The organism is Chelonobacter oris (genome assembly GCF_000772535.1).
Lineage (GTDB): Bacteria > Pseudomonadota > Gammaproteobacteria > Enterobacterales > Pasteurellaceae > Chelonobacter > Chelonobacter oris.
The window spans coordinates 1-24,072 of record NZ_JSUM01000003.1 but is presented as its reverse complement, the minus strand read 5'-3'; the positions used below and the strand labels follow the sequence as shown (position 1 = coordinate 24,072).

Genomic DNA, 24,072 nt, shown 5'->3' with positions numbered 1-24,072 from the left:
CCTTAGAAATCGTCTAATACCGCAAGGGCATCGGATAATTTTTTGACTGTAAAAACCTGCATATGTTCAATTGCCTGTTTCGGTTTATTGGCAAACGGCACGATCGCCCGTCGAAATCCGTGCTTTGCCGCTTCGCTGATCCGCTCTTGCCCGCTGCTGACCGGGCGGATTTCTCCCCCCAGCCCGACTTCACCGAACACCACTAAATCCTGCGGTAACGGGCGGTTGCGAAAACTGGAAATCAATGCCAGTAACAGCGCCAAATCCGCACCGGTCTCCGTCACTTTTACACCGCCGACCACATTGACAAACACGTCTTGATCCGACATTTGCACACTGCCGTGGCGATGTAGCACCGCCAATAGCAAAGCCAAACGGTTCTGCTCCAAACCGACCGCAACCCGTCGCGGATTCGCCAGCATTGAATGGTCGACCAGCGCCTGAATTTCGACCAAGAGCGGTCGAGTGCCTTCCCACAGCACCATCACCGAACTGCCAGACGTTTGCTCTTCGCCGCGACTTAAAAAAATAGCCGACGGATTTTTCACTTCACGCAAGCCTTGTTCGGTCATGGCAAAGACCCCCAATTCGTTCACTGCGCCGAAACGGTTTTTATGGCTGCGTAAAGTGCGGTATCGGGAGTCGGAATCACCCTCCAGCAAAATCGAACAGTCGATACAGTGTTCCAACACTTTCGGTCCTGCCAGCATGCCGTCTTTCGTTACATGGCCGACCATAATAATGGCGACCTGACGGGTTTTGGCAAAGCGGGTCAGAAATGCAGCGCACTCGCGCACCTGCGCCACACTGCCCGGCGAAGACTGAATATCCGCCAAATGCATCACCTGAATTGAATCGATAACAATGACTTTCGGTTTTTCCTGATCGGCAATGCGGCAAATCTGTTCTACCGATGTTTCCGACAGCATTCTCAATTTGTCGCTCGGCAAACCCAAGCGATTGGCACGCATTGCCACTTGTTGCAATGACTCTTCGCCGGTGACATACAGTGTCGGCATCCGTTCCGACAACAGACACATCACTTGCAGCAACAATGTGCTTTTGCCTGCGCCGGGATGCCCGCCGATCAACAGTGCACTGCCCGGCACAATCCCGCCGCCCAGCACCCTGTCCAATTCACTGAAACGGCTGCTGAAGCGCGGCGTTTCCTGCAAGCTGATTTCCGACAGGGTCTGCACCTTGGATGCCGTTTCACCGGCATAGCCGCTGAAACGATCGCCTTTGGAGACGGTGTTCACCAACCGCACTTCACTGATGGTATTCCATGCCTTGCAAGCGCTACACTGCCCTTGCCAACGGGCATAATCGGCACCGCAATCGTTACAGACATAAGCTTTTTTCGGGGCTTTTGCCATAAGTTGTTTTATCCTTATTTGCTTAACGGACGGTCAGTTTAATCAAAGCAAGCTGGCGTTTTACCAGACTGCCGCGATGTAACAAATCGGATAATCGCTGCGCTGTGTCGACAGGATCCGCCACCTGTTGCAATTCGGTTATTTTTTGCATTAAGCGCTGATTGGATTCGATGATGTCCTCGACCAGATCGTCATCCAATCGGATTTGCCGATTGGCGGCAAGCTGCTGTCGATACGCCTGCCATAGCAATCCTTCGTGTTGTTCGTAATAGCGATATAACACGGCGAATGCCGTCAGGGCTTGCCCCAATTGCGCCTCACTCAATACTTGCCTTGACAAGGCTTGCGCATAATATTCATTCAAGCTTTGCTCATATGCCAACAATACGCCCAATACCGCACTTTCATGCCCGACATTCTCTTCAGCCGCAAATAACACTTGCCGCCATGCCGCCTGCCAATCCAGTGTTTCCGGCGGTAACACGCCGGCAAGTTGATAGCCGCGTTTGGCTTTGCTGGCGGAACCAAGTCGGATTCCATCGGTCAGACTCACCTGTTCGACAAAAGTTAGCAAATCATCGATACTGCCGTGCTTTAACTCAAATTCCGCTTCACAAATCGGCATAGTGAGATCATTCGCTTCGATTTCACCTTGGTCGAGCGCCACTTCGATATTGGCTCCGTTACCCAATTCAATCACCCATGCCTGACGCAAAAAATCGGTACTGAACATCGGTGTCAGCGCTTCCTCCAGCACTTCCAACGGACGGGACAATACGAGATCGGAAAAACCGCATAACCCTTGCAAGTGCGGTACCGCACTTTCGAGTTCAACATCATATTCCGGGCGCATATGCAAACCGCCAATCACACGACCGTCGGTTTTCAGTGTCAGGATAAAACGTTCATTGAGGGTTCTCACCCGCAATCCCATGCGGTGTGACGAAAAGAAATGATCCGGCGTATCATAATAGCAGTTGCCCAGAACATGCTGGGTGTGGGACAGGACTTTAAAACTTGCCATTTCTTTGCTTAAAAAAGATGCGAACTCTTGATTGACCAACAATTTTAATTCTATTTCTGCGCTCATACATCGGCCTTCTGTGGTGTTTAAATGCTCATCAAACTATGACAATTCGGTGACAATCTAACAAAAAATGCTGACTTCTCAAATTAAAATCGTGAGTTATGCGCCGCTTTCGGGTATTATTGCGCAGCTAATTAATACGTCAACGCTATTATTTTATCGCATATTTTGGAGTTAATACCATGCCAATCAACAATATCTTGGGCCTATTTGCTCAATCTCCGCTCAAACCCTTACAAAAGCACTCGAATAAAGTCAGTGAATGCTGTGATATTCTGGTGCCGTTTTTTGAAGCGACCTTTAATAATGACTGGATTAAAGCGGAGGCATTAAGAAAAGAAATCTCCGATGCCGAAAAAGAAGCCGACACTTTAAAACGTGAAATCCGTCTCAAACTGCCGCGCGGACTGTTTATGCCGGTAGAACGCACCGATTTGCTGGAACTGGTTACACAACAAGACAAACTGGCAAACTATGCCAAAGACATTGCCGGACGCATCATCGGTCGCAATTTATGTATTCCACAGCCGTTACAGGCGGAATTTCTGGAATACTTAAGACGCAGTCTGGATGCCGCCCATCAAGCCTCGCTGGTTATTGAGGAAATGGACGAACTGTTGGAAACCGGCTTCAAAGGCCGCGAATTGAACTTTGTCAATAAAATGATCAATGAGCTCGACAGTATCGAAGACGATACCGATCATCAACAAATTCAACTGCGCCGTCAGTTGCTGGCGATTGAAGATCAATACAAACCCGTCGACATCATCTTCCTGTATAAAATTTTGGAATGGATCGGGGTTTTGGCCGATCAGGCCCAACGTGTCGGTTCACGAATCGAACTGATGTTGGCACGTTCTTAAGCACCGCTTCCATTCGTCATTGATAATTAAGAAGAATAAGGATTTGATATGGACTTCATTGCACAATATGGCACAACCGTTGTCATCATTACCGCAATTGCAGGCTTTTTAATGGCATTCGGTATTGGCGCCAACGATGTTTCCAACGCGATGGGAACCTCCGTCGGTTCCGGCACTATCACCATCAAGCAAGCGATTTTAATCGCCATGATCTTTGAATTTGCCGGTGCATATTTGGCCGGCGGCGAAGTGACCGAAACCATAAAAAGCGGAATCATTGACCCGACACTGTTTGCCGCCGTACCCGAAGTACTGATTCTCGGTATGATGGCGGCACTTTTCTCCGCCGGCGCTTGGCTGTTAATCGCTTCTTACATGGGCTGGCCGGTTTCGACTACACACTCGATTATCGGTGCGATTATCGGCTTTGCCTGCGTAACCGTCGGCCCGCATACCATTAACTGGGACTCGGTAAAAGGCATTGTCGGCAGCTGGTTTATCACACCGATTATTTCCGGTATCGTCGCTTACACCATCTTTATCAGCACCCAACGCTTGATTTTCGATACGGAAAATCCGATGGATAACGCCAAGAAATATGGTCCGTTTTATATGGGCTTAACCAGCTTTATCCTCAGTATCGTAACCATGACCAAAGGCTTGAAACATGTCGGATTACATTTGACCGGCCTGCAAACCTTTTTGATCTCACTGGCTATCAGTGCTGTTTCTATTGTCTTTTGCTATTTCTATTTCCGCAGCGAATCATTTAAAAATCGGGTTCAGGGCGGGGCTTTCGGCGGCGTGGAAAAAGTCTTCAGTATTTTGATGTTGCTGACCGCCTGCTCAATGGCGTTTGCACACGGCTCAAACGATGTCGCCAATGCCATCGGCCCGCTGTCGGCCGTGGTTTCAATTGTCGATCACGGCGGTATTATCAGCAGCAAAACCGCACTTGCTTGGTGGATTCTGCCGTTAGGCGCAGTCGGTATTGTCATCGGACTGGCGGCAATGGGCTATAAAGTCATGGGCACCATTGGCGGCGGCATCACTGATTTAACCCCAAGCCGCGGCTTCTCCGCCGAATTTGCCTGTGCGATTACCGTGGTTATCGCCTCCGGCACGGGTTTACCGATTTCCACCACGCAAACGCTGGTCGGCGCTGTGCTCGGGGTCGGTTTCGCACGCGGTATCGCCGCACTGAATTTGAACGTGATCCGCAATATTTTCGCCTCTTGGGTTGTCACTTTACCGGCCGGTGCATTTTTTGCTATCATCTTCTACTACATTCTGAACGCCGTTTTTCTTTAATCGCCAATCGAACGGACGGGGCTGCCCCGTCCGCTTGACGACCGCACTTGTGTGGCGTTCGCATATCGGTCAAACACTATCGGAACACGCATGAAAAAACTTGTTAAAGCCGTTTTTATCGGTACATTTTTAATATTAGGCGCACAAACTGCCACCGCAGAAGAAGTGCGCTATGTCACGGATGAATTAAGCACCTATCTGCGCCGTGGCGCCGGCGACGAATATCGTATTGCCGGTTCGATTAAATCCGGTGAAAAAGTCACCGTACTTTCCCAAAAAGAAAAATATACCCAAATCCGCGACAGCCGAAATCGTGAGGCTTGGATTCTAACCAGTGATCTGGCGACGGAACCAAGCGCCGGCATCCAAATTCCCGCCCTGAAAAATCAAATTCAGGAATTGAGCCTGAAATTGAATAAAATCGACGAAGAGTGGCAGCAACGGGTAAGTGAAATGCAGCGCCGCACCCGTCAGGCAGAAACACAAAGCAGCCAGCTGCTGGAACAAAACAGCCAGCTTAAACGCCAACTGGAAACCAGCGATAGTAAAAATAAAGAATATGAAGCCCTGCTCAGCGCCGAAAAACAGGAAATTATTATTCGCTGGTTTATTTACGGCGGCTCGGTAATGTTGGTCGGTTTGCTGTTAGGGCTTATTCTGCCGAATATCATGCCTCGCCGCCGTCGCCGCAATGACGGTTGGGCATAATAATCAAGGTAACGATGAAAGATTGCAAACAGCCGTTACAATGCTATCTGGTCGGGGGCGCCGTCCGCGACAGCCTGCTCAATCTGCCGGTGAAAGACCGTGATTGGGTGGTGGTCGGTGCAACCCCGCAACAACTCTTAACGTGCGGTTATCGTCAAGTCGGACAGGATTTTCCGGTTTTTCTGCATCCGCAAAGTAAGGAAGAATATGCCTTAGCCCGCACAGAGCGCAAAAGCGGTCACGGTTATCAAGGCTTTGATGTCGATTTCACGCCCGATATCACGCTTGAGCAGGATCTGCTGCGGCGGGATCTGACGATAAACGCCATCGCACAGGATACAAACGGCAAACTGCACGATCCCTACGGTGGTCTGCAAGATTTGCAACAACGTATTCTACGCCATGTTTCCCCTGCCTTTGCTGAAGATCCGTTGCGTGTACTGCGGGTGGCTCGCTTTCATGCCCGTTTTGCCCGTTTGGGGTTTCGGGTTGCAGAAGAAACCCTGCAATTCATGCGGAAGATCAGCGCAAGCGGCGAATTGCAACATCTCACTGCCGAGCGTATTTGGCTGGAAACGGAAAAAGCATTAAGCAGCGATTCGCCACAGATCTATTTTCAAACTTTGCACGAATGTGGGGCGCTTGCGGTACTGTTTCCCGAAATCGATGCGTTGTTCGGTGTACCGAATCCGCCGCAGCACCATCCTGAAATCGATAGCGGCATTCACACCTTAATGGTGTTACAGCAAGCGGCGGCATTAACCGTCGGCAACCCAAGTGCGGTGGCGATTCGCTTTGCCGCCCTCTGCCATGATTTGGGCAAAGCTCTTTCACCGAAAGATAACCTGCCGCACCACTACGGGCATGAAGAGCGCGGCGTCGAACCGATACAACAGCTGTGCCGGCGAATAAAAACACCGAATGAATGTCGGGATTTGGCAATATTGGTCTGCCGTTTCCACAGCCATATCCACCGCATTGCCGAATTAAAACCCCAAACCGTCGTGAGGCTGTTCGATCGTCTCGATGTCTGGCGCAAACCGTCAAACCTGCAACATTTAATCACCGTCTGTATCGCTGACAGCCGTGGGCGTCTCGGTTTTGAACATTGCGACTATCCTCAGGCCGAACTTGCCCTGGCTTACTATCAAAGTGCGGTTGCCGTCGACGTGCAGCAAATCATCGCCGCCGGTTATCAGAAACAACAGATTCGGCAACAACTTACTGCGCAGCGGATCCAGCGGATAAAACAGAAACAGGCACAATATCGAGCACAGTAATTGCTATTATAAGCCGAACTCCAGCAACAGCGGATTATGATCCGACGCATCCGTCTCTTCGGTCCGGCTTTTCAGCACCCGAATGTCTCGGACAAAAATATGATCCAACGGATTGCCCATGAAATTCATACGGCTATCCGGCGTAAACCGCACTTCGTTCAATCCGTATTGCCGTGCCAACGCCTGAATCAGATTCAAACGCCTTTCGCTCCAACTGTTGAAATCACCGGCAAGGATAATCGGCCCTTGGTGGCGGCTGACCAAACGAAACATCTCCTCCAGCTGATGCGAATAATTCGACGGATTCCATTCAAAATTGACCAAATGCAGGTTGATCACCAGCAAAGTGCGGTCGGAATCAAGCGGATAGATCGCCGCTTCAGCAATTTTCGGAATCCGAATCCACGGCTCATTTTCACTGCCGACACAATACCGCTGCGGCGCAATCTTCGACAGCAACATCACCCCCGACATATTATCGGCATAGGCAAACGTGCCGGCGTGAATCCCGATCCAATGTTGCTCTGATAATACATCGGCCAGCCGGTTTTGTTGGGTCGCTTCCTGCAATAACACAAAATCCGCCTGCGCCGCATACCGCTGTAACTGCTGCTGCCAACCGTTATCCTGCCCCTTGTGCAAATTCCACACTAGTAACTTGTACCGCTCTTTTGGCGCCAATTGCGATGTTGACGGCAAAGTGCGGTCATAACAGACCGTATTCTCACCGCGCGCCGCCACCGTCGTATAATCCGCAGTATTCAAATTCCAGGTTTCTACCTTCGCCTGTTCAAAAATCGTTAACGGCTGCAAATAATAATAGCCGACTCCCGAAACACACAGGATCAGCAAGAAGAATAATCGGCTGAATTTTTTCATTAACATCCGTTGCTCAACAAAAATATCTGGTCGGCACAATATAACACTTTACATCTGATCGCTGAATTGTTTTAATTTGCACTAATTTTATCGCTCATTCTCTTTTACCCGAGGTTTTTAGCATGGGTATTTATACCTACATCTGTATGCTCTCCGCCCTGTCGATTTTAATCGGTTTTATCACCCATAAAGTCAGCCATCGGATTCAATCGACTATTGCTATCAGTGCGGCGGCGATGGTCGGTTCGCTGTTTTTACTGATCAGCGGCAAACTGGGCTGGTTCAGTATTGAAAACATTGCCTCCGGTATTATGCAGCAAATTGATTTTAAAAGTTTTCTTTTGAACGGCATTTTGGGATTCCTGCTGTTCGCCGGTGCATTGGGCATCAAATTGCCGGTGTTGAAAGACCAAAAATGGGAAATTACGGTTTTTGCACTGTTTTCTACATTGGCATCGACTTTTTTGATTGCCGTACTCATCTATCTTTGTGCACAGTTAATCGGCTTGCAGCTTGGTTTTATTTACTGTTTATTATTCGGCTCGCTGATTTCGCCGACCGACCCGATTGCCGTGCTGGCTATTATCAAAAACCTGCGGGCGCCCAAACGTCTGTCGATGCAAGTGGAAGGCGAATCATTATTTAATGATGGGGTCGGGCTGGTGATTTTCATCACTATTTTTACGGTAGCGTTCAGCGGTGTAGAACCAACAATCGGCGGTATTTTGGAACTGTTTGTCCATGAAGCGGTCGGCGGTATTATTTTCGGTTTTCTGCTCGGTTTTGCCGCCCATTTGCTGATTTCTTCAACCGATGACGGCAGCATGGAGATTTTACTCACCCTGACCATTCCGACCGCCGGATTTATTTTGGCAAACAGTTTGGGCGTTTCCGGCGCACTGGCAATGGTGGTTTCAGGCATTATGGTCGGCAACTGGACGAGAACCAAAGGCTTTTCCGAACAAAGCCAGCGCTATCTGGATCATTTCTGGGAGATGATCGACCATTTCCTCAACTCGCTGCTGTTTCTGCTCATCGGTTTGGCGTTATTACTGATTAATGTCTCTTGGCAGAGCTTTATTTTAATGCTGCTTGCCATTCCTATCTGCCTGGCGTCACGCTATATCAGCCTGCTGATACCTTATACCGTATTCAGCCGTTTCAGAACCTATAATCCCTACACCTTGAAAATTATGACTTGGGGCGGATTGCGCGGCGGCTTGGCATTGGCCATGGCGCTTTCCATTCCTGCACAGACGGCGATGATCGGCGAGAGCAGTTTGGACGTGCGCGATGTGATTCTGGTTTTGACTTACGCCGTGGTAATGTTTTCGATTTTAGTACAGGGAATGACGATTGAAAAAATGATTCAAAAAGCGAAAACGGTCGATCCCAACAAAGAAGAATATCTGCGTCCGACGGCGGAAACCAAAGCCAGAAAAAATGACGATCTCAACGCCTATCTGTCTAAATAACCGATGAGCGACTATATGCAGAATGACAGCGTCCAAACCGCACTTGCCCCACGTTTTGTCCACCTACAGGTACACAGCGATTTCTCCATGATCGACGGGCTGACAAAAGTCAAACCGTTGGTCAAAGCCTGTGCAGGCGAACAAATGGTGGCGATGGCGCTGACCGATTTCAGTAATTTTTGCGGGCTGGTTCGTTTCTACGGCGAAGCGCTTGCCGGCGGGATCAAACCGATTATCGGGGTCGATGTGTTGGTACACAGCGAATTGAGCGGGGAAGAACCGTTCGCCCTCACACTGCTGGCAAAAAATAACGACGGCTATAAAAATATTACCCTACTGATTTCCAAAGCCTACCAACGCGGCTATCTGGACAAGCCGATTATCGAACAAGACTGGCTTGCGGAACACCGCGACGGCGTTATTGTACTGTCCGGCGGACGCCACGGCGATATCGGTAAATTTCTGCTCAAACAGCAATCGGAGCAGGCACAAACCGCACTTGCGTTTTATCGGCAGCACTTCGCCGATCACTACTATCTGACACTGACCCGCACCGGACGGCGCGATGAAGAGACCTATATCCAACAAGCGCTATCGTTGGCGCAACAGTTCGATTTGCCGTTGGTTGCTACCAATGAAGTCTGTTTTTTAAAAGCCGACGATTTTGAAGCGCATGAAATTCGGGTCGCCATTCACGATAGTTTTACCCTTGACGATCCGAAACGCCCGCAATTGTACAGCCCGCAGCAGTATTTCCGCTCGGAACAGGAGATGTGCGAGCTGTTCCGCGATATTCCGCAAGCGATTGAAAATACCCTGCTGATCGCCCAACGTTGCAATGTAACCATTCGGTTGGGCGAATACTTCTTGCCGCAATTCCCGACCGGCACGCTCAGTACTGAAGAGTATCTGGTCAAGCGTTCCGAAGAGGGGTTGGAAGAGCGGTTATTGACACTGTTTCCCGATGAAGAAATTCGTAAACAACGCCGCCCCGAATATGACGAGCGCTTGCAAATCGAACTGGACGTCATTAACCAGATGGGATTTCCCGGTTACTTCCTGATTGTTATGGAGTTTATCCAGTGGTCGAAAGACAATGACATTCCGGTCGGCCCCGGCCGCGGCTCCGGCGCCGGTTCACTGGTGGCATATGCCCTGAAAATCACGGATCTGGATCCGCTGGAATTTGATCTGCTGTTCGAACGTTTCTTGAATCCGGAACGGGTTTCCATGCCCGATTTCGATGTCGATTTCTGTATGGACGGGCGAGATCAGGTCATTGATCACGTGGCGGAAATGTACGGTCGAGAGGCCGTTTCCCAGATTATTACTTTCGGCACCATGGCGGCAAAAGCGGTGATTCGCGATGTCGGTCGGGTATTAAGCCACCCCTACGGTTTTGTCGATCGGATCGCAAAATTAATTCCGCCGACACCGGGCATGACGCTGGCAAAGGCATTCGAAGAAGAGCCGATGCTCGATCAGATTTATAACAGCGACGAAGAAGTTAAAGCGCTGATCGACATGGCGCGCAAACTGGAAGGGGTAACGCGTAACGCCGGTAAACATGCCGGCGGTGTGGTGATTTCACCGACTTCGATTACCGATTTTTCACCGCTGTATTGTGATCCGGAAGGTTTGCATCCGGTTACCCATTTCGACAAAAATGATGTCGAATATGCCGGACTGGTCAAATTTGACTTTTTAGGGCTGCGTACCCTGACCATTATCAAATGGGCGGTGGATATGATAAACGCCCGTCTGCAACGAGAAAACAAATCGCCGATCAACATCGAACGAATTCCGCTCGACGATCAAAAAGCGTTTGAGGTGCTGCTAAAAGCAGAAACCACCGCCGTATTCCAGCTGGAATCCCGCGGCATGAAAGATTTGATCAAACGGCTGAAACCCGACTGCTTTGAAGACATTATCGCACTGGTGGCACTCTTCCGCCCCGGCCCGCTGCAATCCGGCATGGTGGATAACTTTATCCGACGTAAACACGGTGAAGAAGAAATCTCCTATCCCGATGCCGAATATCAGCATGAATCCCTGAAGCCGATTCTGGAACCGACCTACGGCATTATTCTGTATCAGGAACAGGTTATGCAAATTGCACAGGTTTTAGCCGGTTATACCCTCGGCGGTGCGGATTTATTGCGCCGTGCAATGGGGAAAAAGAAACCGGAAGAGATGGCGAAGCAGCGCTCGGTGTTCAAAGAGGGGGCAATCAAAAGCGGAATAGACGGCGATTTGTCGATGAAAATTTTCGACCTGGTGGAAAAGTTCGCCGGTTACGGTTTCAATAAATCCCACTCTGCGGCTTATGCGCTGGTTTCCTATCAAACCCTGTGGCTGAAAGCACACTACCCCGCCGAATTTATGGCGGCGGTAATGACCTCTGAAATGGATAATACCGATAAAATCGTCGGATTTTACGATGAATGTCTGCGCATGGGATTAAAAGTCACACCGCCCGATATTAACAACGGTAACCACCGTTTCAGCGTCAATGAAAAAGGGGAAATTGTTTACGGTATCGGTGCGATCAAAGGCGTGGGCGAAGGCCCGATCAGCGCAATTATCGAAGCCCGTAATCAAAGCGGACGATTTAAAAACCTGTTTGATTTATGCGCCCGCGTCGATTTGAAAAAAATTAACCGCCGCACATTCGACAGCCTGATTATGTCCGGCGCCTTTGACAAACTGGGGCCGCACCGCGCCGCACTGGCTAAAAATCTACAAGATGCGCTCAAAGCCTCGGATCAGCACGCCAAAGACGAAGCCATCGGCCAAGCGGATATGTTCGGTGTTCTGACCGAAGCACCGGAAGCGGTCGAAATTGCTTATGCCAATACCCCGAAATGGTCGGAAAAAATGATTTTGGACGGCGAGCGGGAAACGCTGGGGCTCTATCTCAGCAGCCACCCGATCAGCCGCTATTTAAAAGAACTGTCGCATTACAGCTCGCATCGCATTAATGAATTACAGCCGAATTACCGCGGCCAAATCAGCACCGCTTACGGATTAATCGTCAATTCGCGCATCGCCGTGACCAAAAAGGGCAACCGCTTGGGCATCATTACGCTTGACGACCGCTCAGGTCGGCTTGATGCCACTCTGTTCAGCGATGCGTTGCAAAATTACGGCGAATATCTGGAAAAAGATCAGATTGTCATTATCAGTGGTCAAGTCAGCCACGACGATTTCAGCGGCGGACTGAAAATGAACGTCCGTGAACTGTTGCCGCTTGATCAGGCGCGCAGCCGCTATGCCAAAAGCCTTGCTATCTGTTTGACGCAAGAACAAATTACACCGCACTTTTTACGTCGCTTTAAGGAGATTATCGCCCCTTACAGCGGCGGTGTGATGCCGATTCACATCTACTACCAAAGTCCGCAAGGTCGAGCATTACTGAAATTAGGGACGCAATGGCGAATTCAGCCGCATGACAATCTGCTCGACAAACTCTATGATACATTGGGTGAGGATCAGGTTGAGCTGGAATTCGAATAGCCAAGCCGCACTAAAGAAACTTTAGCCATAGGCAAAGAAATAGCTTAAAATACGCTACTATTAAGACGAAATAAATTTATTGACTAATCAGGAATACGCATGAGCCAAGAATTTTTAGATTTTGAACTGCCGATTGCCGAACTGGAAGCGAAGATTGAATCCCTGCGCGCCGTTACCCAACAAGATGACAAAATCAATCTTGACGATGAAATCAAACGCCTGCGCAAAAAAAGCGAAGAGTTGACCAAAAAAACCTTTGCCAACCTCGACCCGTGGCAAGTTTCAAAAATGGCTCGCCACCCGCAGCGTCCTTATACGCTGGACTATATCGAGTACATTTTTACCGATTTTGAAGAGTTGGCAGGTGATCGCGCTTTTGCCGACGATAAAGCCATTGTCGGTGGGATCGCACGTTTGGAAGGCAAACCGGTGATGATTATCGGCCATCAGAAAGGCAGAACCGTCAAAGAAAAAGTACGCCGCAACTTTGGCATGCCGGCGCCGGAGGGCTACCGTAAAGCCTTGCGTTTGATGCAACTGGCGGAGCGTTTCAAGTTGCCGATCATCACCTTTATCGATACCCCCGGCGCCTATCCCGGCGTAGGTGCAGAAGAGCGCGGCCAATCGGAAGCCATTGCGCGTAATTTACGTGAAATGTCGACCTTGAAAGTACCGGTGATCTGTACCGTCATCGGTGAAGGCGGCTCCGGCGGTGCATTGGCAATCGGTGTCGGCGACAAAGTCAATATGCTGCAATACAGCACCTATTCGGTGATTTCGCCGGAAGGCTGCGCCTCCATTTTGTGGAAAAGCGCCGAAAAAGCCTCATTGGCCGCCGAAGCGATGGGTATCACCGCCAAACGCCTAAAAGAATTGAAACTGATCGACAATATTATCAACGAACCGTTGGGCGGTGCGCACCGAAATGTTCCGCAAATGGCCGAAACCCTGAAACAGCGCCTATTGCGCGATCTGGAAGATCTCGAGGTACTGGATCAGGAATCGCTGTTGGATCGCCGTTATCAGCGTCTGATGGATTACGGTTATTGTTGATAAAGCGGACGGATTAACCGTTCGCCCAAACCGCACTTTTAGCCGTTTCGATCAAAAATAAAACCGTTAAACAACAATGAGCAACGGCGGATAACAACCCGCCGTAACACTTCTCACTTTTCAGCAAGGTTTAGCAAATGAAAAATGTTTTATCCATTCAATCCCATGTGGTTTATGGTTATGCCGGCAATAAAGCCGCCGTGTTGCCGATGCAATTACTCGGTGTCGATGTTTGGCCGTTGAACACCGTACAATTTTCCAACCACACCCAATATCAAAAATGGAAAGGCATGGTCATTCCGAAAGAACAAATCGCTGAAATTACCCAAGGTATCGCCGATATTGACGCCCTGCATGAATGTGATGCAGTGCTTTCCGGCTATATCGGTGCGGCGGAACAGGGACAAGAGATTTTAAATACGGTAAAACGGATTAAAGCATTAAATCCGAATGCAATTTATTTTTGTGATCCGGTGATGGGACACCCCGATAAAGGCTGTATCGTGGCTCCCGGTGTGGCGGAATTTTTGGTTGAACATGCCTTGCCGGCCGCCGATTTACTGGCGCCGAATCTAGTGGAATTACGCGAATTGACCGGATTGACGGTTGAAAATTTTGAACAGGCACTGGCTGCAATCACGTTCCTGCTGGCAAAGGGCGTGAAAAAAGTGTTGGTAAAACATTTAAGCAAAGTCGGTAAAGAGGCCGATAAATTTGAAATGGTGCTGGCAACCCAAGACGGAATTTGGCATATCAGCCGCCCGTTACACGAATTTATCGGCCGCGATCCGGTCGGTGTCGGCGATTTGACCAGCGGTGTTTTTTTAGCAAACTTACTGAACGGCAAATCCGATCTGGACGCCTTTGAACATACCGCCAATGCGGTTAACGATGTCATGAGCATCACGCAACAGCGTGGTAAATACGAGCTGCAAATCGTTGCCGCCCGTCATGTGATCATGCAGCCGCAAAGTCAATACAAAGCCGTTAAAATCGGTTAAAACACTACGGTCGGGAAGTGCAATCAACCATACTGTACGTCCCGTTTTAAGCACCGCATGACGAATCTTGCCGCCGATCTAAACCGCACTTTGCAGCAACACCAGCTTGAACATGCCGGCTTTTTGCTGGCATATAGCGGCGGTTTGGATTCGACGGTACTGCTCTCGCTTTTTGCCCGTTTAAGGCAACAGCAACCGCACTTGCCTGTTCGTGCGATCCATATCCATCACGGTTTAAGCCCGAATGCCGATCAGTGGGCGCAACACTGCCGACAACAATGCAAACAGTTCAACATTGCGCTGATTATCGAAAAAGTACGCTTGAATCCGACAAACGGCGTGGAAGAAGCGGCACGCCGCGCACGTTACCACGCCTTTAAACCGCACTTGCAACCCAATGAGTTACTGGTAACCGCCCATCATCTGAATGATCAAAGTGAAAACCTGCTGTTGGCGCTTAAACGCGGCAGTGGTATTAAAGGGCTGGCGGCAATGCAAGTGCGGTCTGAGCTTTGGCAAATGGCGATTTTCCGCCCGCTGCTCCGTTATTCACGCGAGCAGCTGGAACAATATGCTCTGGCGCAAGGCTTGAATTGGGTTGAAGACGAGAGTAATCAGGACACGCATTACGATCGTAACTTCTTACGCCACGGTATTATGCCGGCATTGCGCCAACGCTGGCCGACAATAGACCGCACTTTTCAACGCTCGGCACAGCACTGTTTTGAACAACAGCAATTGCTTGAAGAACTGCTGTCGCCGCTTTTTCAACAACTCTACCGCACAGCCGACCGCACGTTGGATATTGCGCCGTTCCACACTTATTCACGTTCAAAGCAGCATTTTTTATTACGTCTCTGGCTAGAGCAAAGTGCGGTTGAAATGCCGTCACAACGCCAGCTAAACGAACTGATCGACAATTTGATTTTTGCCCGCCGAGACAGTCAACCGCAGTTGCAGTTAGGGCAACGGGTTATCCGCCGCCATCAACACCGTTTATACCTGACCGCACTTTATGCCGATATCTCAACAACCATCATCAAAGTTGAATTAGAACAATCGGTTACTTTGCCGGATAATTTGGGTACACTCTGTTTTCAGGTGCGGGCAAACGGCTTGAACGTCATTTGGCGGCAGACGGAAAAGATAAGCAAATTCGTGCTGCCGCCGCCTCCACCGCAACAAAAAATCGAAATTCGCTTTGCTTATTCGGGCAAAGTGCGGTTGGCCGCCGAGCGCGCCAATCAAGACATCAAAAAAATTTGGCAACAATCCGACATTCCGCCATGGCAACGGCAGCGCACGCCGTTGGTATGCTACGGAGAAACGCTTATTGCAGGATTGGGGGTTTTCATCAAGGAATAAAACCGCACTTAGTTAAAGTGCGGTCGGTTCAAAGATTAAATCGCCCAGCCTCCGGCATAAAATACGACCAACACAATGGCGATGATAATGGTGCCGATATTCAGTTTTTTCACTTCACCGGCAACAATCCGCCCAATCACCAACGAGGCGAAGCCTAACATAATGCCGGTCACGATATTGGCGGTTAAGACGATAAATACGGCGCAAATCAGGCCGCTCATCGCCCCGATAAAATCGTCAAAATCTAATTTACCGACATTGCTTAACATCAATAAACCGACATACATCAATGCCGGCGCGGTGGCATAACTCGGCACTAAAAACGCGAGCGGCTGCAAAAACAGCATCAACAGGAACAGTACACCGACCACAATCGCCGTGATCCCCGTTTTCCCGCCTGCCGCCGTGCCTGCCGCCGATTCGATATAGACCGCAGCCGGCGCAGTGCCGAAAACACCCGACATCATGCTGCTGACAGAATCGGAGGTCAATGCTTTGCCGCCATTGATAATCTGCCCCTCTTTATCCAGCAAATTCGCCTGTCCGGCGACGGCACGAATAGTGCCGGTGGCATCAAAAATAGCGGTCATCACCAGAGCAAACACAATCGGCAAAATCGCAGGCTGTAATGCGCCGGCGATATCCAGACTCAACACCAGTGACTGCTCACCAAAGGTCGGCATTTGGAAAATTTTACCGTTAAAGGTGACAGTCGGATCGGCAATCAGCCCGATAACGGTAATGACAACAATCACCAGCAAAATGCCGCCTTTCACCTGCAAACGCTCCAAGCCGATGATCAGCGCCAGTCCGATCAGCGACATCAGCACCGGAAAAGAGGTGAATTCGCCCATTTTGACCGGCAGCCCGGCATCGTTACCGACGACCAAGCCGACGTTGTTCGCTGCAATTAACAGTAAGAACAGACCGATTCCGATACCGGCGCCATGTGCAATACTGCCCGGTAAATTACGCAAAATCCAAGAGCGGACGCCGGTAACCGAAATCAAGGTAAACACAACCCCCATTAAAAACACCGCCCCCAACGCAACCGGGATACTGACTTTTTGCCCGATCACCAGGCTGTATGCGGTAAAGGCGGTCAATGAAATCGCACAGCCGATTGCCATCGGCGCGTTCGCCCACAAGCCGATTAAAATCGACCCCAGCCCTGCCACCAGACAAGTGGCGATAAATACCGATTCCGGCGGAAAGCCGGCATCGCTCAACATACTCGGCACGACGATCACCGAATACACCATCGCTAAAAAAGTCGTCAAGCCGGCAATCATTTCCTGACGTAAATTACTGCCTCTGGCACTGAGTAAAAAACGTTTTTCCAATAACGGATTTTGAGTTGTCATAACAATCGGTTCCTAAAAAGAGAGAAAAAATAAAAAAGGTAAAGCACCGTTATTTTACCTGAGCAACGCAGTCTAATCTATCAGTTCCCTACAACGCGGGAAAAATTTTGTTTTATCTCACCTTTTTTGCAACAAAACAACGAATTCGGAACTAATACATGAAATCAAATTAAAAAAGCCGTAAACTAGGCACAACGTTTTAATCTCAGGAGACCATTATGGCCATTTTAGTCACCGGCGGTGCGGGGTATATCGGTTCGCACACTGTCGTCGAATTGTTGGAAAACAATCAAGATGTCGTAATTTTAGACAATTTATGTAATGCTTCGGAAAAATCCCTGCAACGTGTCGAGCTTATCAGCGGGAAAAAACCGATATTCTATAAAGGCGACATTTTAGACGCCGATATCTTGCAACGGATTTTCAAACAACACGAGATTGATGCCGTCATTCATTTCGCCGGTTTGAAAGCGGTCGGTGAAAGCGTGCAAAAACCGATTGAATATTATGAATGCAATGTGCAGGGAACCCTCAATTTATTGCAGCAAATGCGCACAGCCGGGGTGTTTAATCTGGTGTTCAGTTCTTCGGCAACCGTGTATGGTGATCCGGAGATTATACCAATCACCGAGAGCTGCAAAGTAGGCGGTACGACTAACCCTTACGGCACATCAAAATTTATGGTTGAACAAATTCTAGCCGATACCGCCAAAGCGGATAATCGCTGGAGTATGATGGTTCTGCGCTATTTTAATCCGGTCGGTGCACACAAGAGCGGTTTAATCGGGGAAGATCCGAACGGCATTCCGAACAACCTGTTGCCGTACATCAGCCAAGTCGCTATCGGCAAATTGGCGCAATTATCCGTTTTCGGCAGCGATTACAATACGCCGGACGGCACCGGCGTACGCGATTATATTCATGTGGTTGATCTGGCGATCGGTCATTTAAAGGCGCTTGCCAAACATAAAAACGACAGCGGACTGCATATTTATAATTTAGGTACCGGCATCGGCTATTCCGTATTGGACATGGTCAAAGCCTTCGAACAAGCCAACGGCATCACGATTCCGTATAAACTGGTGGATCGCCGTCCGGGCGACATTGCGACTTGTTATTCCGATCCGAGTTTGGCCGCTGATGTTTTAGGCTGGAAAACACACTATTCATTGGAGCAGATGATGAAAGACACTTGGAATTGGCAGAAAAACAATCCAAACGGTTACCGAGATTAATCTGCCGCCCTTGATAAATGAACCGACAAGAAATTTGTTCGGTTCATTTTTATTTTGAGATTTGACCATGACAGAACAACAAAAAAGCATAATATCTCAGATTTTCACGCGCAAGATGTTGATTTGCATCTTTACCGGCTTCAGTTCGGGCTTGCCGCTCTATATTCAGATTTCCCTGATTCCCGCTTGGCTGCGATCGGAACAGGTTGATTTGGCGACCATCGGTTTTTTTGCCTTGACAGGGCTGCCTTATACTTGGAAATTTCTCTGGTCGCCCTTACTTGATCGCTTTGTGCCGCCTTTTCTCGGGCGTCGGCGCGGCTGGATTTTTATTTCCCAGATTTTATTGCTGATCTCGCTGGCACTATTTGGCTTTCTCGATCCGCAAACCCATCGAGGGTTACAGTTGATTGCCGCGTCGGCGACACTGGTCGCCTTTTTTTCAGCAACACAAGATATCGTATTGGACGCCTATCGGCGAGAAATTTTGTCCGACAGCGAATTGGGACTCGGCAATTCAATTCATGTCAACGCTTACCGTATCGCCGGCTTTGTTCCGGGGTCATTATCATTAATTCTGGCCTCGTTAATGCCATGGAGCAGTGTTTTTATCATTACCGCACTTTTCATGCTGCCGGGTATTCTGATGACGCTGTTTTTAAGCTACGAACCCAAAATTGATCTTCCGGTCGGCCGCACATTGACGGACACCGTCGTCAAACCCTTTCAAGAGTTTTTTAACCGTAAAGGCGTACTCTCTGCATTGGGCATCTTAGGCTTTATTTTTCTGTACAAATTGGGAGACAGCATGGCAACGGCACTGATTACGCCGTTTTATCTGGATATGGGCTTTAGCACCGTGCAAATCGGGTTGGTCGTTAAAAACGCTTCGGTTTGGCCGATGTTTTTAGCGGGCATTGTCGGCGGCATTATTATGCTGAAAATCGGCATTAATCGGGCGTTATGGCTATTCGGACTCGTACAGATTGTGACGATTCTCGGTTTTGCCTGGCTGGCTTCTTATCAATACTTTGAAACCATCACCAACAAGGCACTGATCATTTTGACGATCGTGGTTGCAGCGGAATATATCGGTATCGGGCTTGGTACATCGGCATTTGTCGCCTTTATGGCGAGAGAAACCAATCCTCTTTACACCGCAACCCAACTGGCATTATTCACCAGTCTGTCCGCATTGCCGCGCACACTGTTTAACTCGCAAGCCGGCGTTCTAATGGAATATTTCGGTTATTATGATTATTTCTGGTTCTGCTTTTTTCTCGCGATTCCGGGCATGATTTGTCTGTATTGGGTGGCGCCGTGGCATGAAAAAACGGACAACAGCCGCTTGGTAAAAACATAAATATCACCAACCGCACTTGGTCGGAGCCAATCATATGCAAAATAAACGCCCTGTTTTACAAGATATCGCCAATCATCTCGGCATCACCAAAATGACGGTCAGCCGTTATTTACGCGATCCCCGAACCGTCGCCCCGGCGACCCGTGAAAAAATTGCTGCGGCAATCGAACAATTCGGCTATATTCCGAATGTTGCTTCACGCATTATGTCCAGTGCCAAAAGCTATGCTATCGGCGTGCTGGTACCGTCATTGACCAATCAGGTATTTGCCGATGTGATTAAAGGGATTGAGTCGGTCACGGAATTGTCAGGCTACCAAACTATGTTGGCGCATTTCGGCTATTCGCCGGAAATTGAGGAGCAACGGATAAAATCGCTGTTGTCTTATAATGTTGATGCACTAATTCTGTCGGAAAACGTACACAGTAAACAGGCACTGAAAATGCTACAGGTAGCCAATATCCCGATTATCGAAATTATGGATTTGCAGCACAGCAAGCCGGTTGCACAGGCCGTCGGCTTTGACAATCATGCGGCCTCCCGCCAGATGACGGAAGCCATGATCCGGCAAGGCCGAAAGCATATCGTCTATTTTGCGGCTCGAATGGATCAACGCACCCTACAAAAAATCGAAGGTTACGAAACCGCCATGAAGGCAAAAGGGCTACAGCCCTATAAATTGATAACCGAACAGCCGTCCTCATTTAGTTTGGGCGCACAGCAATTGCGCCAGATTCTGGCGCAACGCCCTGTTACCGACGGCATTCTCTGCACCAATGACGATTTGGCCATCGGCGCCGTGTTTGAATGCCAAAGACAAGGCATCGCCGTTCCACAGCGGATTGCCATTGCCGGTTTCCACGGTCACAATGTCGGGCAATCCATGACTCCGCAGCTGGCTTCAGTGATTACACCGCGCTTTGAAATCGGAAAAATTGCCGCGCAAGAAATCATTGATAGGTTGAACCATATTCCACAAGTACAAGAAATTATCAATACCGGATTCAAGATTCATTGCGGTGAGAGTTTATAGCCTTATCGGCGACTTATCGCATGATGTCGTATCGTACCGCCAAATAGCCGATCCACTCTTTGATCACAATTTGGCTGTCCATCAACGCCGCCATTTGCGGCACATAAGACATGATGCCGATATCCTGCTCCGTTTGCCGCTTCACAGCAGCCGGCAATACCGTAAATCCCTGTTGTTCAAATAGATATTTTGCCCTTTTCATGTGCCAGTCATTGGTCACCAAAATAATTTTTCTCAGTTTTTCTGCCGTTTTATCCAATAATTGCCTGCTGTATAGCGCATTTTCGCCAGTCGTTGCCGATTCGGTTTCTCTCCAGGTTACCGTAATGGAAAAATATTGTTCAAATTCTTGCGCCATAATATCGGCTTCGGCATCATTTTTCGACCAGCTGCCGCCGGAAACCAGAATCGGCAACCCTGTTTGCTGATATAAATGTGCGGCATAGCGCATTCTCTCCAACGGAAGTGCGGTCACGCTGCTTTGTCGATTCCGCACTTGTTGGTTACTCTCACGCACACCGCCGCCCAACACTACAATTAAATCAGCCTGCCGATAATCCTCCGTCGTCAAACGCCTACTTGATGAGGCAAGGCTTGCATGTAAATATTGCGCAATAAGCGGCGTACTGATTAAATAAAAAAAGATCAGCGTAAAAATTGCAATACTGTTTCCAAGATATTTATAATTGAGGCGATAGCACAACATTGCCAATACCAGCAGTAAAATAATACTCAGTGGCGGTAAAGCAATATTTAACAACAACTTGCGCAATGTAAACATAAATATTCTTCCGATTATAAAAATATGAGCCGCTTTTTCGCCCGAGTTTCAGCGTTATACCGGGCGTACCCCTAGCGTATGACAAATCGCATATGTCAGATCGGAACGGTTCAAAGTGTAAAAATGGAAATCTTTCACGCCTTCTTTCGACAAAATTTTCACCATATCCATCGCAATACTGGCTGCCACCAAATTACGCGACACTTGATCAGTTTCCAACCCGTCATACATTTTAACCATCCAGCCCGGAATTTTTACGTTTGTGATGGTTGCCATTTTTTGCAACTGTTTAAAATTAGATACCGGCAAAATACCCGGCACAATTTCGACATCAATGCCCACTGTTGCGCAACGATCGCGGAAACGCAGATAGCTGTCGATATCAAAGAAAAACTGCGTAATCGCACGGTTGGCTCCGGCATCAATTTTACGTTTTAAATATAATAAATCCGCCTGTGCCGATTTGGCTTCCGGGTGGACTTCAGGATAAGCGGCAACAGAAATATCAAAATCCGCCACATCGCGTAATAAGGCGACCAAATCAGAGGCATAAAACGGTTTTTTCGCATAGCCTTTCGGTTCGTCGCCACGCAATGCAACAATATGCCGAATCCCACTGTCCCAATAATCTTTCGCTATCGCTCTCAACTCTTCGGCTGTCGCATCAATGCCGGTCAAGTGCGGTGCGGCTTCCAGCCCGGTTTGCTGTTTTATGGCTTTAACAATGCCGTGTGTACGTTCACGTTCGCCCGAATTCGCACCGTAGGTAACCGATACAAACTTTGGCTTTAATACGTTTAAACGTTCAATGGATTCCCATAATAACTTTTCCATATTCTCATTTTTCGGCGGAAAAAACTCAAAAGAAACATTAAGCTTCCCGTTTAAATCCGCCAAACTTTGATTTAGGGCATCAATCTCTCTGGCATAACTCATACTGACCTCGTCTTATTTCGGATGTTTAGACGTCTAAATTAATCAGTATTAGCAGTATAGTCAAACTGGTTATTTTCACTTTTATTATGAATAAAATTCATAAAGTGTGTTTTTACTCGCCGCTCCCGAGTAGATAAGCAAATTTCTCCGTTGACGGGCTTGCTTCCAGTGCGATTTTGGTCGCCATGGTCAACGGAACCGACAGAAACATACCGACCGTTCCTAATAACCATCCCCAGAAAATCAATGAGATAAACACCACCAGTGTGGAAAGCCCAAGATGTTTGCCCATCACTTTTGGCTCTACAATATTGCCAAAAACGGTATTGACGACAAAATAGGCTACAATCACCGCAATGCCTTCACCGACACCGTTTAAAATAAAGGCTTGAATAACAACCGGAATTGCAGCCAAAATTGAACCGATATTAGGAATATAGTTCATTAGGAAAGCCACACTGCCCCATAGCACGGCATATTGGACATCCAATAGTGTCAAAATAAGATAAATCGATATCCCGGTACACATACTGATCAGCGTTTTAATCGACAGATAACGAATCACACTGTCAATCACCCGATAAACTTCACTTTTAAGCTCAATCTGCTCATCTTTAGGCTGGGTATTAGCTAAATAAGTCAATTTCCGTTTTGCCAACGGTATCTCGAGCAGCATAAACACAACGATTAAAAACAGAATAAAAATATTGCTCAACATACCGGACAACTGCCCGAGAATATTGCTCATGAAGTTCATCAAGGTATTCGGATTTAGATTTTCTACAATTCTTTGCTGAGGAATCAACAGTGAAACATTATACCTGTCGGCAAGTGCGGTCAGCCAGCTGACTTTTTCCGACAATAACAATTTATACTGCGGCAAAGACGCGCTAAATTCATTCACTGAAGCACCGACCAAAGTAGCAAAAACACTAAAGAGCGTAAAAATCAAACAGAGTAATAGTGTAATCGCCAGCCATTGCGGTATTTTATAGTTCACCATTTTCCGAACCAACGGCGAGCAGGCAATCGCAATAAATAACGCTAAAAGTAAAGGGGTAATAATATCAGCCGCCGCTTTAACGCCCGCCAAAATAATGACAACTCCGGCGCTCATCACAATCAAAGCAAAAAACGGATTTAATTCCGATTTCCCCAAGGTATTTTGCGGTTTCATTCTTGCTTCCTTAAATAGATGTAATATGCCAATAAAAATATTGTACCTGATTTTTATTTTATTACTGATGATTATTTCATATCGATAAAACGAAAAAACCCGGACTCAGCCGGGTTTTCAATAAACAGCTTAAGCCGTCTACAGATTACATCGCAACAGATTTAGCACCTTGTACGGCAACTTCTACACGACGATCCGGCGCCAAACAAGCGATTAACGCTTTACGGCCGCTTACGGCATCACAGTTAGAGCCGGTTACCGGATTTGCC

Annotated in this window: 19 protein-coding genes and 1 pseudogene; 12 read left to right on the top strand and 8 right to left on the bottom strand. The window is 48.3% G+C overall.

Annotation, left to right across the window (positions count from 1 at the left end):
• Positions 1-2 precede the first annotated feature (2 nt).
• On the bottom strand, positions 3-1,376 hold the full coding sequence (gene radA / locus OA57_RS01555; RefSeq protein WP_034612591.1) for a DNA repair protein RadA: 1,374 nt from the start codon (positions 1,374-1,376) through the stop codon (positions 3-5).
• A gap of 22 nt (positions 1,377-1,398) precedes the next feature.
• Entirely contained in the window at positions 1,399-2,466 is a 1,068-nt protein-coding gene (locus tag OA57_RS01550) for a CYTH domain-containing protein (protein WP_034612589.1), read from the bottom strand.
• Positions 2,467-2,645: 179 nt separating this feature from the next.
• Here OA57_RS01550 and OA57_RS01545 point away from each other — a divergent pair, with 179 nt between their 5' ends.
• The 4 genes from OA57_RS01545 to OA57_RS01530 all read left to right on the top strand — a co-directional run bounded on the left by OA57_RS01545 (position 2,646) and on the right by OA57_RS01530 (position 6,625).
• A complete protein-coding gene (locus OA57_RS01545) occupies positions 2,646-3,326 on the top strand; it encodes a TIGR00153 family protein (RefSeq protein WP_034612586.1) in 681 nt (226 codons plus the stop codon).
• Positions 3,327-3,374: 48 nt separating this feature from the next.
• Entirely contained in the window at positions 3,375-4,637 is a 1,263-nt protein-coding gene (locus OA57_RS01540) for an inorganic phosphate transporter (protein ID WP_034612584.1), read from the top strand.
• Positions 4,638-4,727: 90 nt separating this feature from the next.
• Positions 4,728-5,345 carry a TIGR04211 family SH3 domain-containing protein gene (locus OA57_RS01535; protein ID WP_034612581.1) on the top strand — a complete coding sequence of 206 codons (618 nt, stop codon included), beginning with the start codon at positions 4,728-4,730 and terminating at the stop codon, positions 5,343-5,345.
• A gap of 14 nt (positions 5,346-5,359) precedes the next feature.
• Positions 5,360-6,625: a multifunctional CCA addition/repair protein gene (locus OA57_RS01530; protein WP_034612578.1), complete on the top strand. Its 1,266-nt coding sequence runs from the start codon at positions 5,360-5,362 to the stop codon at positions 6,623-6,625.
• Between the two features lie 6 nt (positions 6,626-6,631).
• On the opposite strand, the gene OA57_RS01525 is transcribed toward OA57_RS01530, so the two are convergent.
• Positions 6,632-7,504: an endonuclease/exonuclease/phosphatase family protein gene (locus tag OA57_RS01525; protein WP_034612576.1), complete on the bottom strand. Its 873-nt coding sequence runs from the start codon at positions 7,502-7,504 to the stop codon at positions 6,632-6,634.
• A 122-nt stretch (positions 7,505-7,626) separates the two neighbouring features.
• On the opposite strand from OA57_RS01525, the gene OA57_RS01520 reads away from it, so the two are divergent.
• The 5 genes from OA57_RS01520 (at position 7,627) to tilS (ending at position 15,914) form a co-directional block, all read left to right on the top strand.
• The gene (locus tag OA57_RS01520) at positions 7,627-8,979 is read left to right on the top strand and encodes a cation:proton antiporter (RefSeq protein WP_052122324.1); all 1,353 of its coding nucleotides are present in this window, start codon (positions 7,627-7,629) and stop codon (positions 8,977-8,979) included.
• Positions 8,980-8,994: 15 nt separating this feature from the next.
• Positions 8,995-12,495 (top strand): DNA polymerase III subunit alpha, encoded by a 3,501-nt coding sequence (gene dnaE / locus OA57_RS01515; protein WP_034612573.1) that lies wholly within the window; start codon positions 8,995-8,997, stop codon positions 12,493-12,495.
• 99 nt (positions 12,496-12,594) lie between these two features.
• Positions 12,595-13,548 (top strand): acetyl-CoA carboxylase carboxyl transferase subunit alpha, encoded by a 954-nt coding sequence (gene accA, locus OA57_RS01510; protein WP_034612570.1) that lies wholly within the window; start codon positions 12,595-12,597, stop codon positions 13,546-13,548.
• A gap of 137 nt (positions 13,549-13,685) precedes the next feature.
• Positions 13,686-14,549, top strand: coding sequence for a pyridoxal kinase PdxY (gene pdxY, locus OA57_RS01505; protein WP_034612568.1), 864 nt, complete (start codon positions 13,686-13,688; stop codon positions 14,547-14,549).
• Between the two features lie 57 nt (positions 14,550-14,606).
• Complete coding sequence (gene tilS, locus OA57_RS01500) at positions 14,607-15,914, top strand: tRNA lysidine(34) synthetase TilS (protein ID WP_084589843.1); 1,308 nt, start codon at positions 14,607-14,609, stop codon at positions 15,912-15,914.
• Between the two features lie 35 nt (positions 15,915-15,949).
• Here tilS and OA57_RS01495 read toward each other — a convergent pair whose 3' ends face one another.
• Positions 15,950-17,278 (bottom strand): NCS2 family permease, encoded by a 1,329-nt coding sequence (locus tag OA57_RS01495; protein WP_034612565.1) that lies wholly within the window; start codon positions 17,276-17,278, stop codon positions 15,950-15,952.
• 218 nt (positions 17,279-17,496) lie between these two features.
• Between OA57_RS01495 and galE the strand changes: the two genes are divergently transcribed.
• The 3 genes from galE (at position 17,497) to OA57_RS01480 (ending at position 20,909) form a co-directional block, all read left to right on the top strand.
• On the top strand, positions 17,497-18,513 hold the full coding sequence (gene galE, locus OA57_RS01490) for a UDP-glucose 4-epimerase GalE (RefSeq protein WP_034612563.1): 1,017 nt from the start codon (positions 17,497-17,499) through the stop codon (positions 18,511-18,513).
• 67 nt (positions 18,514-18,580) lie between these two features.
• Positions 18,581-19,876: an AmpG family muropeptide MFS transporter gene (locus tag OA57_RS01485; RefSeq protein WP_034612560.1), complete on the top strand. Its 1,296-nt coding sequence runs from the start codon at positions 18,581-18,583 to the stop codon at positions 19,874-19,876.
• A 34-nt stretch (positions 19,877-19,910) separates the two neighbouring features.
• Entirely contained in the window at positions 19,911-20,909 is a 999-nt protein-coding gene (locus OA57_RS01480; RefSeq protein ID WP_034612556.1) for a substrate-binding domain-containing protein, read from the top strand.
• 13 nt (positions 20,910-20,922) lie between these two features.
• Here the strand turns inward: OA57_RS01480 and OA57_RS01475 are convergent, their stop codons facing one another.
• The 4 genes and pseudogenes from OA57_RS01475 to OA57_RS13000 all read right to left on the bottom strand — a co-directional run.
• Entirely contained in the window at positions 20,923-21,690 is a 768-nt protein-coding gene (locus tag OA57_RS01475; RefSeq protein ID WP_034612552.1) for a YdcF family protein, read from the bottom strand.
• Positions 21,691-21,744: 54 nt separating this feature from the next.
• Positions 21,745-22,626 (bottom strand): methylenetetrahydrofolate reductase, encoded by an 882-nt coding sequence (gene metF, locus OA57_RS01470; protein ID WP_034612549.1) that lies wholly within the window; start codon positions 22,624-22,626, stop codon positions 21,745-21,747.
• Between the two features lie 112 nt (positions 22,627-22,738).
• Positions 22,739-23,743, bottom strand: coding sequence for an AI-2E family transporter (locus tag OA57_RS01465; RefSeq protein WP_407637067.1), 1,005 nt, complete (start codon positions 23,741-23,743; stop codon positions 22,739-22,741).
• A gap of 205 nt (positions 23,744-23,948) precedes the next feature.
• A pseudogene (locus OA57_RS13000) lies at positions 23,949-24,072 on the bottom strand (porin OmpA); the annotation flags it as partial.